This window comes from Novosphingobium fuchskuhlense (assembly GCF_001519075.1).
Lineage (GTDB): Bacteria > Pseudomonadota > Alphaproteobacteria > Sphingomonadales > Sphingomonadaceae > Novosphingobium > Novosphingobium fuchskuhlense.
In genome coordinates this window covers 17,060-33,349 of the sequence record NZ_KQ954245.1, presented here as the reverse complement: position 1 = coordinate 33,349, position 16,290 = coordinate 17,060, and the positions used below count along the sequence as shown (strand labels likewise).

14 protein-coding genes and 1 tRNA gene are annotated in these 16,290 nt (G+C 62.7%); 14 read left to right on the top strand and 1 reads right to left on the bottom strand.

Annotation, left to right across the window (positions count from 1 at the left end; all coding sequences use genetic code 11):
- Window positions 1–80 precede the first annotated feature (80 nt).
- From AQZ52_RS09900 to AQZ52_RS09860, 10 genes are all read left to right on the top strand, one after another.
- On the top strand, window positions 81–2,357 hold the full coding sequence (locus AQZ52_RS09900) for a TonB-dependent receptor (protein ID WP_082697761.1): 2,277 nt from the start codon (window positions 81–83) through the stop codon (window positions 2,355–2,357).
- A gap of 18 nt (window positions 2,358–2,375) precedes the next feature.
- Window positions 2,376–3,119, top strand: a complete 744-nt coding sequence (locus AQZ52_RS09895) for an SDR family NAD(P)-dependent oxidoreductase (RefSeq protein WP_067909901.1) — start codon at window positions 2,376–2,378, stop codon at window positions 3,117–3,119.
- Between the two features lie 26 nt (window positions 3,120–3,145).
- Complete coding sequence (locus AQZ52_RS09890) at window positions 3,146–4,135, top strand: phosphotransferase family protein (RefSeq protein ID WP_067909898.1); 990 nt, start codon at window positions 3,146–3,148, stop codon at window positions 4,133–4,135.
- Window positions 4,132–5,778: a long-chain fatty acid--CoA ligase gene (locus AQZ52_RS09885; RefSeq protein WP_067909895.1), complete on the top strand. Its 1,647-nt coding sequence runs from the start codon at window positions 4,132–4,134 to the stop codon at window positions 5,776–5,778. The genes AQZ52_RS09890 and AQZ52_RS09885 overlap by 4 nt, the downstream gene beginning before the upstream one ends.
- 92 nt (window positions 5,779–5,870) lie before the next feature.
- The gene (locus AQZ52_RS09880; protein WP_169793734.1) at window positions 5,871–6,437 is read left to right on the top strand and encodes a TetR/AcrR family transcriptional regulator; all 567 of its coding nucleotides are present in this window, start codon (window positions 5,871–5,873) and stop codon (window positions 6,435–6,437) included.
- Between the two features lie 171 nt (window positions 6,438–6,608).
- Window positions 6,609–6,676, top strand: a tRNA-Ser gene (locus tag AQZ52_RS18495).
- Window positions 6,677–7,174: 498 nt separating this feature from the next.
- Window positions 7,175–7,618 carry an IS66-like element accessory protein TnpA gene (tnpA, locus tag AQZ52_RS09875; RefSeq protein ID WP_067909889.1) on the top strand — a complete coding sequence of 148 codons (444 nt, stop codon included), beginning with the start codon at window positions 7,175–7,177 and terminating at the stop codon, window positions 7,616–7,618.
- Window positions 7,615–7,971, top strand: coding sequence for an IS66 family insertion sequence element accessory protein TnpB (gene tnpB, locus AQZ52_RS09870; RefSeq protein WP_067909887.1), 357 nt, complete (start codon window positions 7,615–7,617; stop codon window positions 7,969–7,971). The genes tnpA and tnpB overlap by 4 nt, the downstream gene beginning before the upstream one ends.
- Before the next feature lie 31 nt (window positions 7,972–8,002).
- Window positions 8,003–9,562, top strand: coding sequence for an IS66 family transposase (gene tnpC / locus AQZ52_RS09865; protein ID WP_067909884.1), 1,560 nt, complete (start codon window positions 8,003–8,005; stop codon window positions 9,560–9,562).
- The gene (locus tag AQZ52_RS09860; RefSeq protein ID WP_338045517.1) at window positions 9,445–11,391 is read left to right on the top strand and encodes a recombinase family protein; all 1,947 of its coding nucleotides are present in this window, start codon (window positions 9,445–9,447) and stop codon (window positions 11,389–11,391) included. Before tnpC ends, AQZ52_RS09860 begins: the two co-directional genes overlap by 118 nt.
- Before the next feature lie 505 nt (window positions 11,392–11,896).
- Here AQZ52_RS09860 and AQZ52_RS09855 read toward each other — a convergent pair.
- Entirely contained in the window at window positions 11,897–12,490 is a 594-nt protein-coding gene (locus AQZ52_RS09855; RefSeq protein ID WP_067909878.1) for a hypothetical protein, read from the bottom strand.
- 238 nt (window positions 12,491–12,728) lie between these two features.
- Here AQZ52_RS09855 and AQZ52_RS09850 point away from each other — a divergent pair, with 238 nt between their 5' ends.
- From AQZ52_RS09850 to hxsA, 4 genes are read left to right on the top strand one after another with little or no spacing between them, the layout of a single operon-like run.
- Entirely contained in the window at window positions 12,729–12,968 is a 240-nt protein-coding gene (locus AQZ52_RS09850; protein ID WP_067909874.1) for a hypothetical protein, read from the top strand.
- A complete protein-coding gene (gene hxsB, locus AQZ52_RS09845; protein ID WP_067909871.1) occupies window positions 12,965–14,383 on the top strand; it encodes a His-Xaa-Ser system radical SAM maturase HxsB in 1,419 nt (472 codons plus the stop codon). Before AQZ52_RS09850 ends, hxsB begins: the two co-directional genes overlap by 4 nt.
- A complete protein-coding gene (gene hxsC / locus AQZ52_RS09840; protein ID WP_067909868.1) occupies window positions 14,380–15,462 on the top strand; it encodes a His-Xaa-Ser system radical SAM maturase HxsC in 1,083 nt (360 codons plus the stop codon). Before hxsB ends, hxsC begins: the two co-directional genes overlap by 4 nt.
- On the top strand, window positions 15,459–16,082 hold the full coding sequence (gene hxsA, locus AQZ52_RS09835; RefSeq protein ID WP_067909865.1) for a His-Xaa-Ser repeat protein HxsA: 624 nt from the start codon (window positions 15,459–15,461) through the stop codon (window positions 16,080–16,082). Before hxsC ends, hxsA begins: the two co-directional genes overlap by 4 nt.
- Window positions 16,083–16,290 lie beyond the last annotated feature (208 nt).

Below are 16,290 nucleotides of genomic sequence, written 5' to 3'. Positions count from 1 at the left end.
TGCGCGCTGCAAACAACGACGATGTCGCCGGGGATAATCGGGTCACGCCACAAGAGCGTGGCGAGAGAGGGAGAGATGGGATGAGCATGTCGGGTAAGGCAATGCGTGCGCTGCTGGCAGCGTCGATTTCAGCCACTGGTCTGATTGCGGGCGAGGCCTATGCCCAGGCCCAGCAGCAGGCCGGAACCAGCGAAGCGAGCGAAGGCCTTGAGGCCATCGTGGTGACTGCGCGCAAGCGCACGGAGAACCTCCAGAATGTCTCATCCTCGATCAGTGCGCTCGGCGTCACCGATCTTGCTAAGCGCTTCGATTCCGACGTGCGTGATTTCGCCAATTCCGCGCCCAACGTGCTGATTGACGATACGCAACAGGGCCCCGGCGGCGTGGCCGCCATCTATATTCGCGGTGTTGGCGTGGCCGACGTGGAAAAGTCGGTCGACCCGGCTGTTGGCGTGGTGATCGACGATGTCTACCTCGGCCAGAGCTCGGGCAGCCTCCTCAAGGCGATCGACGTGGATCGCGTCGAAGTGCTGCGTGGTCCGCAGGGCACGCTGTTCGGTCGCAACGCCACCGGCGGCGTGATCAACCTCGCTCGTTCGCGCCCGACGCAGGACCTGACCGGCAAGGTGCGCGGCACTTATTCGAGCTTCGATACGTTCGATTTCCAAGGCGTGGTGAGCTTCGGGCTTGCCCCCAACGTAGCCCTCAAGGTCTCGGGCGCCTACAATTCGACCGACGGCTATATCTTCAACAAGACCTTCAACCAGCCGGGGCAAAAGTCGGACTTCCGCGCGTTCGGCGGCCAGCTGCTGCTCACGCCGACCCCCGCGCTTGAGATCAGCCTGAGCTATGATCACCAGCTCACTCGGCAGGATCCGCCGCAGCTTTCCGCGCTGGCGAAGCCGACCGACTTGTTCTGCGCGGTCTACAAGTATTGCTCGACCACCCCGGACCAGCCGATCACGGGTGACCGCTACGTCAGCATCAGCAACGCGCCGGTCAACAAGAGCGCGCGCTTCCAGCTCGACATGGCCATCGGCAAGCTCAAGTACGAGCTCGGCAACAACCTCGATTTCGAGTACATTCTGGGCTTCCTGAAGACCAATGAATCGATCAATCAGGACTTCGATTCCACCCCGCAGACGCTCTATCACACCGATCGCCCGGCTCGCTGGCGGCAGGTCACCAACGAGGCCCGCCTCGTCATGGGTGGCGGAGGTCCGCTGACCTTCGTGCTCGGCGGCTATCAGTGGTTCTCGAAGTACACCATCAACCTCAAGAACTACATCGGCTTCGCCGGCCCGCCGCTGCTCACCAGCGCGCAGGACGTGACGCAGACGACCAGGTCGTGGGCCGGTTACTTTGAAGGTGACTACAAGTTCACCGACAAGCTCAAGCTCACTGTTGGCGGGCGGTACACGCACGACAGCAAAACCACACAGGTCAACGACAAGACGATCTTCATCTACGGCACGCTCGAGGAGAAGAACCCGATCGTCACGCTCCCGCCGGTAGCAGGCGTCAATATCGTGATGCCGACGCCCATCCAGGCGAGCTGGTCGAAGTTCACCCCCAAGGTCAGCCTCAGCTACAACTGGACGCCCGCGGTCATGACTTACGCGTTGTGGTCGCGCGGCTATCGCGGCGGCGGTTTCAATGGTCGTCCCGCAACGATCGGCGCTGCCACCACGCCCTACAACCCCGAGACACTCGACAACTACGAACTCGGCTTCAAGACCCAGTTCTTCAACGACCGCGTTCGCCTCAACGGCGCGTTCTACATGATGAAGTACAAGGACATGCAGCAGGACCTCGACGTGCCGGCACCCGGCACATCGACGGGGCGCGAAAACCGCACGATCAATGCTTCGAAGGCCGATCTCAAGGGCATCGAGCTTGACCTGACTGCGCGGATCACCTCGAACTTCACCATTGGCGGCAATGTCGGGTACCTCGACTCCAAGTACAAGGACTTCTTCGGAGACATCTACAGCACCGGAACACCGGTGGATGCGACGTTCCTCAGGATCCGCCGCGCCCCGCGCTGGACCTGGGATGCGCGCGCGTCATACGAGCAGGAGGTCGGTCCCGGCACGGTCATGGCCAATGCCGAACTGCACATGATCGGCGAGCACGACCTGACCTTCCTCAACAACCCGAACCTGCGCAACAAGGCCCAGTATCTGCTCGACGCCTCGATCAGCTACAAGATCAACAAGACCATGATCAGCGTGTTCGGCAAGAACCTCGGCAATGAGGATGGCTACACAATCGGCTATGACGTCCAGAACGTCTGGAGCTACGGCGCGGCGCGTCCGCCCCGGTCGTGGGGTGTTGCGGTCACCCAGAACTTCTGATCGCAGGCTGCGGGCACGATGGTGCAGGTTCCTTCCGGGTCCCAACCTGATGTCCGCCGCTGGCTTGTGACCGGGGCATCGCGTGGCATTGGCCACGCGGTCGCCTCGCTCGCCGCCAGCCAGGGCTGCAAGGTCTGCATCGTTGGCCGTGATCCCGAAATCTCCGGGATCGCGGCCGCGATGGGCACGGACGTGTTCGGCATCTCAGCCGATGTCACCAAAGCCGAAGACGTCGCCCGCATCGCCGCCGAGGTTGAGACGCGCTGGGGCGGTCTCGACGTTCTGGTCAACAATGCCGGGCTTCACCGCGGCGGCGGGCTCGACCGGATCACCGACGAGGACTGGGAGGCTACTCTCGCCACCAATCTTTCTGGACCAATGCGCGTGGTCCGCGCGCTTGTCGGGCTCATCCCCGAAGGCGGATCGGTGGTGAACGTGGGCGCGGTCGTCGGCTTCCGGGGCTTTCCCGGCGATAGCTGCTATGGCGCCTCCAAGGCAGGGCTCACCGGCCTTACCAAGGTACTCGCAGTCGAACTCGCGCGGCGGCAGATTCGGGTCAACATGGTCGTGCCCGGTTTCGTGCAAACCGAAATGACCGCCACGATCTCGGAGCGCGCGCGCGATGCAATCATTGCGCGGATCCCGCTCCAGCGCATGGGCACGGTCGAGGAGATGGCCGAAGTGTGCTGGTGGGTGGCGGGCTCGCGCTACATGACCGGATCCGTCGTGTTCACCGACGGAGGCCTGATGTGCAACCTGTAGATGCCGAAAGGCGCCTGCAGGGATGGTTGGCGGAGGCGACGGGTCGCAGCGACATTGTCCTCGGCCAGGTCCTCGCCGGCGGCAATTCCAACGTCACCCGTCTGATCGAGACCCGCGAAGGTCGGCTCGTGCTGCGCCACCCTCCGGTCAATGTCATTTCCGACCGCGCCGCTGCCGGGATCGAGCGCGAATACCGCGTGATCGCCGCGCTCGCCGGCCGCGCTCCGGTCCCCAAAGCCATTGCATGGTGTGCTGATCCGGCCGTGATCGGCCAGCGATTTGCCGTCACCGAATGGGTTGAGGGCGTTGCGCTTACCGAGCGCCTCCCGGCCGACTGGCCCGACACCGACGAGACCGTGAACCAGCTTGGCCTGACCATGATGGAAGGGCTGACGCGCGTCCACGCCGTCGATTGGCGCGAGGTGCTCCCCGCCGATTTTGCGCGCCCTGATGGCTTCGTCCAGCGGCAGATCGAACGCTGGCTCAAGGTCCGGGCGGCTGACCGGGTGCGCGATCTGCCGCTCCTTGAGGAGATCGGCGCATGGCTCCTCGCCCATCAGCCCGGGATGGACCGCGCCAGCGTGATCCACTGCGATTTCCATCTCGACAACTGCCTCGTCGCCCCCGACCGGCCCGAACTCAGGGTCATCCTTGATTGGGAAATGGCAACGCTGGGCGATCCACTGGTCGATCTCGGCCTTTGCCTGTTCTTCTGGCAGCGCGATCCCGCAGCCGTGCTCGGCTTCCCGTTCGTTCAGGGACTGACCAACCGTCCGGGTGTCATGCCGGCCCGGGCCTTGGCCGAGCACTGGTCCGCCGCGACCGGATTCAGCCACGCCGCTATCGACTACTACATCGTCTTTGCCGCCTGGCGCCTTGCCGCCATCGTCGAGGGCGCCTGGGTGCTCCAGGCGCACGGCAAGGTCGATACCGCCTATTCGCGTGGCCTCGAACGCGACGTTCCGGCCCTGCTGCAGGAAGCGGCGGCCATCCTCGAAAAGGGGAAGGTCCGATGAAATCAACGATGATGGACCATCCGTTGTCGACACAGATGATCTTCGATCGCGGCGAGCGGCTGTTCGGCGCAAGCCGCGTCGTCTCCTTCGACGGCACCACCACCCACACGCGCAGCTTCGCCGAAACCGCCAGGCGAGCGCGCCAACTCGCCTGCGCTCTCGCCGCGATTGGCCTGCCGCCGGGCGAGCCGGTCGCAACCTATTGCTGGAACAGCCCCGCGCATCTTGAAGCCTATCTCGCGGTCCCGGCCATGGGTGCTGTGCTCCACACACTCAACGTGCGTCTGCCCGCCGAGCAGATCCGCTACATCATGAACCACGCTGCAGACCGCGCGCTGATCGTCGATGCGGTCCTGCTTCCTGCCATCGCGCCGATCCTGTCGGAATGCCCCTCGCTTGGCCACGTCGTCGTTATTGGCGACGCGCCGCAAGCCATCGCGGGTTTTGCCGGAATGATGCACGCATACGAAGACCTGATTGCCCGCGCTGCCCCAATGACCGCGTGGCCCACACTCGTCGAAACCGATGCTGCGGCGATCTGCTACACCTCGGGTACCACGGGCCTGCCCAAGGGCGTGGTCTACTCGCACCGCTCGGTCTACCTCCACAGCCTCGCTTCGATGGCGGCGGATACCTTCGCGATCTCGAACCGCGACCGCATCCTCATGGTCCCGCCGATGTTCCACGCCAACGCCTGGGGCATGCCTTATTCCGGCTGGCTTGCCGGGAGCGACCTGATCCTCCCCGGGCCCCACCTGCAAAGTGCGCACCTCGTCCACCTCATCGCGCAGGAACGACCGACCCTGATGGCCGCCGTGCCCACGATCCTCAACGACCTGCTTCAGGCCCACGCCGGGGCGCCGCTCGATCTCGGCTCGTTCCGCACCATCGTCTCGGGCGGCTCGGCGGTTTCCGCCAGCCTCATCGAGCGGGTCAAGGCCGCGTGGGGCGTCGATGTCGTGCAAGGCTGGGGCATGACCGAAACGAGCCCGATGTGCGTGCTCTCGTTCCCCCCGCGCGAAACCGGCCCCGAAGGCGAAACCCCCTGGCGCGCCAAGGCCGGGCGGCCGGTCCCCGGCATGCACGTGCGGATTGTCGACGAGACGGACCACCCACTCCCGGAGGATGGCAAGGCCATGGGCCACCTCCAGCTGCGCGGACCTTGGGTAACGGGCGGCTATCTTCACGAGGCCCCCGAGGATTCGCGCCTCACCGCCGACGGCTGGCTGCGCACGGGCGATGTCGGGCGGATCGATACGCTCGGCTTTGTCGAAGTAACTGATCGCGCCAAGGACCTTATCAAGTCGGGCGGGGAGTGGATCTCCTCCGCCGATCTCGAAAACGGCATCGCCGCGCTGCCCGGCGTCGCCGAAGCCGCCGTCTTCGCGATCCCCGATCCCCGCTGGGAGGAACGCCCGCTCGCCGTCGTGGTGATGGCGGCCGGCGCCGAACTTGTCCCCGCCGCCTTGCGCGCCGGTCTCAGGGAGAGGTTTGCCAGATTCATGATACCCGAGTATTGGGCCCCTGCGGACTTCATCCCGAGGACCAGTGTCGGCAAGTTCGACAAGAAGACACTCAGGGAGCAGTTCGACGCCGGGGGGATGACTGTGGTTGTGGAAACCGGTTTCACCCTCGGAGACTAGGATTGAACGTGAATATCTCCCATCCCGGCGAACTTCCGGTCGAGCGCCCCAGACTGACCCAGGGCGAACGCACCGCGCTTTCGGACGCGCGGATGTTCGAGGCGGCGATGCATCTCATAGTCGAGAACGGCACGCACAACACCACGCTCAAGGAAGTCGGTGAACGCGCCGGCTACAGCCGCGGCCTTGCCAGCAACCGATTCGGTTCAAAGGAAACGCTGTTCGGCTTTCTGGTGCGTGACTTCAATGAGACGTGGGCAGCCGAGTTGCGCCGCTTTGTCGGCAAGAACACCGGCCTCGCAGCAATCGAAGGCGCGCTTGATGCGGTCGAGTTCTTCCTACTCAACCGCACCAAGCAGATGCAGGCCATGTATATCCTGTGGTTTGAATCTATCAGCAGCTATCCGCTCGTGCGCCGCCGCCTTGCCGCCAACCATATCGCCTACCGCAAGGACACCGTGCGCTGGCTGGCACAGGCCATCGCTGACAGCGAAGTACGTCCCGGCGTCGATCCCGAATGCTTTGCGATCGAATTCAGCGCCTTCATTTTCGGGCTGGTTTACCAGTGGCTGGCGAACCCGTCCGCGATCAATCTGCACACCCTGATTCAGCACTACCGCGAAAACACCATACGCATGCTGCGCAAAACCGCCATCTGACGGTGGGCAAACGTCTAATCCACCAAGACCAAGCCTAGTATCGCGGGATCCTGTCCCCTGATGCAACGAGCGGATATAAGCAAGTGCGCCCTTTCCGGAGCCAAACCGGTTGGCAGGAACCTCTGCCTCGCCATCGGCCCAGCTTGACTGTGAACATATCTGGATCAATACGAACGCATGCGGACGTAAAGCCGCTCTTAATCAGCGGGTCCTTGGTTCGAGCCCAAGTGCGTCCACCATTTTTTACCTTAAAAACAGCATCTTACAAAACATCGCAATATGTTGGATTGCAGCGGTATTTCCGCTAGGTAGCTTCCTAGGTAGCACGGCCTGAATTCGCGGTTGAGATGAGGCAGAGCGAAAATCGTTCAGGCCTTTTTCTCTGGCCGTCGCCGGACCTCCGCAGCACTAAAGTCAGTCCACGTCTTGATTGCCCAGTCCGAGCCATTCGAACAGCTCAACGTTCACTCAACCGAGCGTTTCTTTGGCCCCAGGAGCTGTGGGCTGCAGTGCCGTCGTCCGCACATCATAGAGGCACCTTTACCAACGCCAACAAAATGCCTTTCCAAGGGTATAATCTCGTTGGCTGGCAACGGGAGATGACAGGTGTCCGAGGAACAGATGCTCTCACACAAGCGTTGCGCGATCTACAGTAAGCGCCGTCGTGACCCCACCTTGCGGACCTGAAGCGCAGCGCCGAGTCTCCTTGCCCTGATCGGGCCGAGGACGTTGGTGCTATGACGATGTCATGTGATGATGCTGGCACTAGCGGTGTGCAGCGTTTTGAGGTTTTCACTGGGGCTGGTCGTCGTCGGGATTGGCCGGACGAAGTGAGAGCGTCGATTGTCGCCGAGAGCTATTCCGGCCGAGAGACGGTTTCTGCGGTGGCGCGGCGGCATGCGCTCAGTCCTTCGCAACTCTTCACGTGGCGCCGAGAGCTGCGCAAGCAGATGGAAGAGCGCGGCGTGCCATTGCAAGCGGGGCCGGTGTTCGTCCCCGCCGTGGTCGAGGCGGCTGCTGATGTTGAGCCTGTCCCGGCGGCGCGCCGCTCGAACAAGCCCCGGCGATCGAAGGTGAGTGCAGTCGAGCTTGAGATCGATGGCGTGGCGGTGAAGATCAACCGCGGTGCCGATACGGGCATGATCACGGCAGTGATCGAAGCGCTAAAGGCAACCCGGTGATCGGACCCGGCGCCGGTGCGCGCGTGATGGTCGCGACGCGCCCGGTTGATTTCCGCAAGGGACCTGACGCGCTCGCCGCGCTGGTCGGCAAGGAGTACGGCGGCGATCCCTTTTCGGGTGTGATCTACGTGTTCCGGGCGAAGCGGGCGGACCGGGTAAAACTGGTGTGGTGGGACGGTACCGGGCTTTGCCTGATGGCCAAGAAGCTCGAGCAAGGAGGCTTCTGCTGGCCGGCAATCCAGGACGGGGTAATGCGACTGACGGCGGCGCAACTGGGTGCCTTGCTCGAGGGTCTGGACTGGCGCCGCGTGCATGGCGGACGACGGCCGATTGCCCCGCAGATTGCCGGTTGACGGGGCTTTCGCACGCTGATTCAATGCCTCCATGCTCATGGAAGCGGACCTTCCCGAAGACATCGAAGCGCTCCGTGCGTTCGCCCTCGAACAGGCCCGCATACTGGCAGCGGAACGTGCCGCAGCAGCCGAGTTGGCGCTCGCAAAGGGTGAAGCCGATGCCGAGATCGAGCGGCTCCAGTCGATCATCGATGCGTTCATGCGTCATCGGTTCGGCGCGCGGTCCGAGCAACTCGATCCCGACCAACTTCAGCTCGGCCTGGAAGATGTCGAGACGGCTCTCGGTCGAGCCCGGGCTGCGCGCGAAGCGGCATCTCCAAAGTCCAGGAGCGATCGCCCGCGCAAGTCCAACCGCGGCTCGTTGCCCGCACACCTGGAGCGGATAGAACAGGTCGTCGATGTCGAGAACAAGGCTTGCCCGTGCTGCGGCGACGCCCTGCATCAGATCGGCGAGGACGTGGCCGAGCGCCTCGATGTCGTGCCGACAACCTTCCGCGTGCTGGTCACGCGCCGCCCACGCTACGGTTGCCGTTCGTGCGAGAGTGCGGTCGTGCAGGCCCCGGCGCCAGCGCGGGTCGTCGAGGGCGGCATTCCCACCGAGGCACTGATCGCGCAGGTGCTGGTCGCCAAGTACGCCGATCATCTGCCGTTGTACCGACAGGCGCAGATCTACGCCCGGCAGGGTATCCAGCTTGATCGATCGACGCTGGCGGATTGGGTCGGCCGGGCCGCGTGGTACCTTCGCCCATTGCGCGATCATATTCTCGAGCGATTGCGACGATCGGAACGGCTGTTTGCCGACGAGACCACCGCGCCAGTGCTTGATCCCGGACGTGGGCGTACCAAGACCGGCCAGTTGTGGGCCTATGCCCGCGATGACAGGCCTTGGGGCGGCAAGGATCCGCCGATGGTCGCCTATGTATACGCCGCCGATCGCAAGGGGGAGCGAGCCGAGGCGCACCTCGGAGACTTCGCGGGCATCCTGCAGGTTGACGGATATGGCGGCTACACAGCTCTCGCCAAGCGCCGGCAGCAGATTCAGCTCGCCTTTTGTTGGTCGCACGTGCGGCGGAAGTTTTACGAGTTGGCGGACAAGTCGCCCGTCGCAACCGAGGTGCTGCGCCTCATCGCCATGCTCTACGCCATCGAGGCCGAAGTGCGCGGCTCTTCGGCCGGGCAGCGCCGGGACCTGCGCGTCGAGCGCGCCCGCGTCGTTGTCGATGATCTGCGCCTCTACCTCGATGCCCGGCTTCGCCAGGTCAGCGCCAAGAGCAAGCTCGCCGAGGCAATCCGCTACGCGCTGAGCCGTTGGGCTGGCCTAACCGTGTTCCTCGAAGACGGCCGCGTCGAACTCGACTCCAACACCGTCGAGCGATCAATCCGACCGCTTGCATTGAATCGCAAAAATGCGCTGTTCGCCGGCTCTGACGAAGGTGGCGACAACTGGGCAGTGATCGCCACGCTCGTCGAGAACTGCAAGATCACCGGCATCAACCCGCACGTCTGGATGACCGAGACGCTCGCCAAATTGGCCGCCGGCCATCCTGCCAATGCAGTCGGCGAACTGATGCCCTGGACCTCCGTGGCCTGAGAACACCGGTTACGATCTACACGCGCAAGAGCACGAACCATTTGCTCGAGCGAGACATCAACTCGCTCACGACGCAGCGCGAGATCTGCAGCGCCTATGTCACCAGTCAGCGTTATCGCGGCTGGACCGAGTTGCCCAATCGCTATGATGATGGGGGCCATTCCGGCAGCGGCCTCGAGCGCCCTGCTCTCGCGAAGCTCATGCAGGACATCGAAGCAGGTCACGTGGATGCTGTCGTGGTCTACAAGATCGACCGCCTCACAAGAAGCCTGCTCGATTTTGTGCGGCTGATCGAAATGTTCGATCGGCGCGGTATTTCGCTGGTGTCGGTCTCCCAGGCGTTCGACACGTCGGACAGCATGGGACGTATGATCCTCAACGTCCTGCTTACCTTTTCGCAGTTTGAACGTGAACTCATTGCCGAGCGTGTGCGCGATAGCATCCGTACGCGCAAACGCCACGGCAAGGTGCATGGCGGGCTGCCGCCTTTTGGTTACGTGGCTACAGATGACGGGCTCCGCATCGATGATGCCGAGGCCGAGATCGTGCGCTTCATCTTCAACGAATTCTTGCGGACCAAGCGCTATACCACCGTCATGACGGCCGTTCGGGAAGCGGGCTTTTGCAGTTCGGTCAAATACTCGAGGCGCGGTGTGCCGCGCGGCGGAGCAGCCCTGAGCCCGTCAACTGTCTATCAGATTTTGCGCAGTCCGATTTATGTTGGCGAGATCCAGGGTCATGACCGGACCTACCCAGGTCGGCACGTGCCGCTTATCTCACGTGAAATCTGGGTCGAGGCGCAGGCAATAAGCGCCGACCGGACACGACAAACGCCCCACGCCAAGCAGACCAACCACTTTCTTGCCGGCCTGCTGTGGGACGACCTTGGACGGCATATGCTGCTTGAAGTCGACTGGCACCGCGGCAAGCCCTATTTCACTTACGCCTCAAGCAACGCGATGTGGTCGCAGAAGGAATACAAACGGGCCTATCGCAGCAAGGCGGACCATCTCGAGAAGCTCATCATGTCCGCGATTGCAAACTTCCTCAGCGACCGCAGGAGCCTGCGGTCGGCCGTGAAGAGGCTGGGGATATTCGGCGCCGATCTTGAACATCTCGCACGGCGCGGCGTAGGGGCGACTGCCACATTGGAGGCGACGCCCCCAGAATGGATGCACGACCTGCTTTCCGCGCTTTTGCACCGGATCGAAGTCGGCGAAGAACACGTCTCGCTCGACTTCCGCTTGATCGAACTGCGCCGCTTCCTCCTCTGGGACGGCGCGACAGCGTTTTGCGGGCGACCCTCCGATTGGCCCTGCAGCGACGCCAGATATGTGCTCGAGATTCCGGTATGCGCGATATCGGCGGAACGGTGGCCGGTGGTCCATATCGAACCGCGCAAAGCAGATCATCGCAGCATGCCTGATCCAGCTTTGCTCAAGCTGCTAAGGCGGGCGCGAGAGGCGCAACGATTGGTCGAAGACAATCGTGAAAGGCCGACCGCGGTGCTAGCAAGCGAACTCCGATGCAAGCCCGGTCATTTTTCTCGACTTATCCGGCTCAACTATCTGGCACCTGACATCGTGACAGCCATCTTGGACGGAGGCCAACCAGTCACCCTCACAAGAGATGTCCTGCTCAAGGCAAATCTCCCGATGGACTGGTCGCTTCAGCGCAGGTTGCTCGGCTTCATGGTTCCAACTCGCGACATTCCCGTGCGGAACCTATTCGGTCGCGGAAAGTGGCCGCCGGAAGACCGCATCAAGAGCCGATTGCCTTCCACATCAAACCAGACGTTCATGGAGATTCAAGCGCGCGAGCGATCATGAACAGGGAGCAAGTTCCAAACGCGGCTGTGATCAGCTGCAGACTTCGCCAGTTGCTTCAATCACCATCCGCGAGAGGCGCTGACGCCGCGTTGCAGCGAAACTTCCGCTATTTGATACGCGCGTCTCACGGCTGAAACACGGGTTCGATTCCCGTAGGGGGCACCAACAAAATCAATATCGTAAGCGAAATTCACCTCCTTTTATCAAATAACCATCAAATATACCGATAGGGAAGCGAGCGGATGCAACGCCCTCGGGGGCTGTGGATTGATCCTTGTGATCAGAGACCAGCAGGTGAATTCGGAGAGCACCCCCTGCCCCGCTATCCACATTTTCTCTCGAAAGTGGGTCCTTGATTCGAACACAAATGAGTTCGCCATTCCCCTTGGAAAAAATATGTTTTTCTTCAGACGCGGCGATGCGATCAGGGCCACATCCCAGCGCTTAGAAACTTCTATGCGCGAGGTGATGCGATGCCGGAGCAGCAAGCCGCTGGGTCCGATCGTCAGGCTGCCCCACTACCTTTGTCTCCGGACTGAGGCGGCTGCCCTCCATCCGGTTCCTCAGCGGGGACCACGATCTTAGCCGAGGGAGAAGTGCTCTTTGCCTTGTGGCGCGCGGCGATCATCGCCTGGAGCGCCGCGAGCCGCTGGTCGGCGGCGTCCGAATCGAGACCGGCCGCAATCGCGGCTTTGAGGTAGCGCCCTGCGCCCGCCTCACTGTCGAACCAAGCGACTTCCTTGTCGGCACCTGGAGGTGCCTCGTCACCAAGCGCGAGTCCGGCCTCCACATCAAAGCCACCACATTCGTCAAGCTTGCCCCAAGAGAAGCGGCGTCCCACAACATCATAGCAGTTCTGGCTATAGATCATCTCTCCCGCCAGCCCCTCCTTTGACGCTGTGATCACTCGGACGCCACCGCGGCGAACAGCGTTCGCAGTCAACGGCTCCACGGGGATCGGTTTCTGCTCAGAAACCGCGGACTCTAAAGCCTTCTGGGCGTTGCCCACCGCTTCGGCCGGCGGGGACGAATCAGTAGGTGCCGGCGTCGAAGACGAGCAGCGGGCGATCACGAGAACAAGGCCAACGATCGCTGCCATCCCAAAGCATCCACCGTTGTCGGGTTTGGCCGCGGGGGGCGGCAGGGTAGGCGGATCCAGCCGCGTTAGATTCGATGAGAGCCGCACCGGTCTGCGTTCAACCACAACATCCCCCTGTCCCTGCAGGGAACTTAACTTTCTGGTCCCGTTCAGCAATCCTATTTTCGCCGGGAAATAGACGCTTGCCGCGCCCCATCGTCGCTCATAGCATGAACTCTATAGCGACCCGGGAGACATTGTGGCGGAGTCCGAGATCGAGATCGCACTGTCGGCGCGCGATGCATCGCACGCGCTTGAGGCGTCGGCACGGATGCCACCAGACGTGCGTGTGCGGGTTTCGATCGACCGGGTTTTCATGTCGGCAGCCACATCTGTAACCGATGCCCGACATCTCTGGCGCGTGGCGCTCTTGAACGAGCGGCTTGTAGCTGAGGCGGATCCAGCGCGGACCGACCTGCTCATGATGCTCATCACATGACTTTCACGCCGCTCCGGCTCCGCGCAATCGGAGGCGAAAGCGAAAAGGCGCTTTTCGTCAACGATGCTGGCAGGTTTTTCCTTGGATCCTCGGCGTTCCTCGATCGCATGGACTTGGAGCAGTTGTCAGCCGGCGACCTGGCCTTCCTCCGCGCCGGAGGACACGTGGTCGAGCGCGGCGACGCACTCGGCGCGGCGGCGCATGCCCGAGGAGTCGCAGACCGGATAGCGCGTGCCGGACCGCTCGACTATCTCATCCTGGTCCCGACCCTTCGCTGCAACCTCTCCTGCAGCTATTGCCAAGTGTCGCGGGTTAACGAGAACCAAGGCGGGCACGACTGGAGCGACGACACGCTCCATGCAGTCCTTGCGCTGCTTGACCGGCTAGACGCCGCACACGTTAAGATCGAATTCCAGGGCGGCGAACCTACACTTCGCCCCGATCTGATTAGAGCAGTCATCGATCGTTGTGGTCGATTCGAGCGAGCGGAGTTCGTGATCTGCACCAACCTTCAACGCGTCGATGACGAGATTCTTGCGCTATTCGATCGACCAGACGTCTTCGTCAGCACCTCGCTGGACGGCGACCTATCTACCCACACGCGTAACCGCACAGGTACCGCGGAGGCGACATCCGCTTTCCTTGGCAACCTGCGGATGCTCGCCGAACGACATGGACCAACGAAGGTTTCTGCGCTGCCAACTATCGACCCTAACAATCCGCCTGACATCGACGCGCTCCTCGACGCCTATGTCGATCTCGGCATCGACAGCGTGTTCCTGCGTCCGATCAACTACCAGGGGTTTGCGCGCAAGCGTCACGCCGCCTCGCGCGAGCAGGGCGACGGCTGGCGGGGCTATTACGAGAGCTTCGTCCGCCGGATCATCGAGCGCAACTGGGCGGATAGAGGCAGAGTGCTGGAGGAAACGTACCTGAGCATCGCGCTCCGCCGCATCTTCCAACCCGGCAGCGAACGGCATGTCGACCTGCGAAACCCGAACCCTATGGGCATCGATTATGTCGTGATCGATCACGACGGCGCGGTATATCCCACCGACGAGGCGCGCATGCTCGCCAGATCCGGGGTGGTGGACCTATCGATTGGCAACGTTGCGGAGGGCTGGGGCGGACCCACATTCGATCTTCTCAACGCGAACTCTACGAACCAATTCGATCCCGATTGCAAGCGCTGCGCCTACCAGCCGTTCTGCGGCCGCGACCTCGTCGACGACCTCGCCCGTTACGGCAGGATCGACATTCAGCGGCGCGAGACGGCGTTCTGCCGACGCCATCTGCACCTGTTCGATCTCGCGTTCCGGCTGGTGTATTCGGACGACGACGCCATCCGATATTCGCTCGCCCGGTGGCTAAGACTACCCGGCGAGCCGGCGGCATTCGGGCAGCGCCTCGCATGATCCCCCTGATGCGCCCTGCGCTTGCCGACGCCGAGGGCCCTTACGTCACGCGGCTCCGTACGTCGCGGATCGGCACAGCTAGCGACGACGCGATCCTGATCGAGGGGGCCGACGATGGCAGCGTCTTCTCTGGACGTCTCGGCCTGGTCGTAATCGATGGTGTCCGCGCCGAAGACCTCGATGGCGACATCGTGCTGGTTGATCCCCGCAGGGGCCGGGTGGAACGCCTGCTTCGCGTCGGATCCACCACCAACACGCTGTTGGTCACTGAGCGCTGCGACCAGCTGTGCGTGATGTGCTCGCAGCCCCCGAAGAAGACACACGTCGATCGCTTCGACCTGCTCGAGGAGGCTTGCCGGCTCGCCCCCGACGGCATGCTGATCGGGATCTCAGGTGGAGAGCCGACACTCTACAAAGAGCGGCTCCTGACGCTCATCGAACGGACGCTGGCCGCGCGTCCGGACCTTGGCTTTCACGTCCTAACCAACGCCCAGCACTTCGAGGCAAGTGACGTCGCGCGGTTGGGTCGCTCCGCGTACCGCCGGGTAAGCTGGGGAATACCGCTCTATGCGTCGGAAGCGGCGCTGCACGACAATATCGTGGGCAAGGAAGGGGCGTTCGCCAAGCTGGAGGAAGGGCTCGCGCACCTCGCGATGGCGGGAGCGCGAGTAGAACTCAGGACAGTCGTCCTGAGCGACAACATCGACGCATTTCCCGCCCTCGCCGGATATGTGGCAGCCCGGCTGCGCTTCGTCGAGGCATGGTCGATCATGCAGCTAGAGCACATCGGGTTTGCAAGGAACCGCTGGGAGCAGCTGTTCTTCGACCATGTGCAGCGCTTTGGGCCGATCGCGGAGGCACTCAACCGCGCGCTGCTGCACGGCGTGCGCGCGCAGCTGTTCAACTTCCCGCGCTGCACGGTACCCGCGGCCTACCGCCGCCTGGCGATCGCCTCGATCTCCGATTGGAAGCGCAAGTTCGCCCCCGCTTGCCTTCGCTGCGGCGAGCGCAGCGCTTGCTCGGGATTTTTCGAATGGCATCCGGACGAACAGGCCGCCTTGGCGGTCCAGCCGTTGTGAAGCGCACCCGCTTCCTCATATCGAGCCTGCTCGCGGCAGGGTTCACCGGTCATCAGGATGCGATGGCGGACACGTTCACGAAGGCGACGACCGGCAACGACGATCCGAACAAGGGCGCGCTGCTGCGGCGCTTTTCCCAGGACCACACGGTCACGCTCGCCCAGCACCGCAGCCACAGCAGCCACTCCAGCCACAGTTCGGGATACGGCGGCGGCGGCGGACACTACAGCCATACGAGCCACCGGTCATCGTCGGGTGGCGGTTACGTCCCCAGCTACAACCCAGCGCCTGGCTACTCCCCGCCCTACGTCGCTCCAACTCAGGAACCTCAGCCCCAGCCTCAGACTGCGCAACCGCTCTACTCGACCGACGTCCGCGCATCCGCACCGCCATCCGACGGCCTGCCTGCGCTATCTGGGCGCACGAAGCGCTTTGCCTCTATCGTGAGGCGGGTGCAGATAGCCCTGCTAGCGCAAGACTTTTACAGCGGCATCATCGATGGCCAAGTTGGGCCAAGCCTTCGATCCGCATTGCGCAAATTCCAACAATCGCGCGGTCTGGATGTGACCGGGACTATCACGCCGCCGACGCTCGATGCGCTGATGGTGTCGAGCCAGTGATGCTTTCGCGGGAAGGCACATCATTCAAGTCGATGGAAGCGTGGAACTCCTAGCTTAACCAAGGACGCTTCCACACCCTACACTAATAAATTCAATGTGCTAACAACCTGGCATAAGCCTACGCTGGACGAAGATCGTTACGCTCGACATGTCGCGATGGGTCGATTGGATTGAGCTAACTCGATGAACTGCCGCCGAGGCGTTAGGT

Coding starts and splice junctions, on each gene's coding strand:
- AQZ52_RS09900 (WP_082697761.1), top strand. CDS start 81: ATGAGCATGTCGGGTAAGGCAATGCGTGCGCTGCTGGCAGCGTCGATT.
- AQZ52_RS09895 (WP_067909901.1), top strand. CDS start 2,376: ATGGTGCAGGTTCCTTCCGGGTCCCAACCTGATGTCCGCCGCTGGCTT.
- AQZ52_RS09885 (WP_067909895.1), top strand. CDS start 4,132: ATGAAATCAACGATGATGGACCATCCGTTGTCGACACAGATGATCTTC.
- AQZ52_RS09880 (WP_169793734.1), top strand. CDS start 5,871: ATGTTCGAGGCGGCGATGCATCTCATAGTCGAGAACGGCACGCACAAC.
- tnpA (WP_067909889.1), top strand. CDS start 7,175: ATGACGATGTCATGTGATGATGCTGGCACTAGCGGTGTGCAGCGTTTT.
- tnpC (WP_067909884.1), top strand. CDS start 8,003: ATGCTCATGGAAGCGGACCTTCCCGAAGACATCGAAGCGCTCCGTGCG.
- AQZ52_RS09855 (WP_067909878.1), bottom strand. CDS start 12,490: ATGGCAGCGATCGTTGGCCTTGTTCTCGTGATCGCCCGCTGCTCGTCT.
- hxsB (WP_067909871.1), top strand. CDS start 12,965: ATGACTTTCACGCCGCTCCGGCTCCGCGCAATCGGAGGCGAAAGCGAA.
- hxsC (WP_067909868.1), top strand. CDS start 14,380: ATGATCCCCCTGATGCGCCCTGCGCTTGCCGACGCCGAGGGCCCTTAC.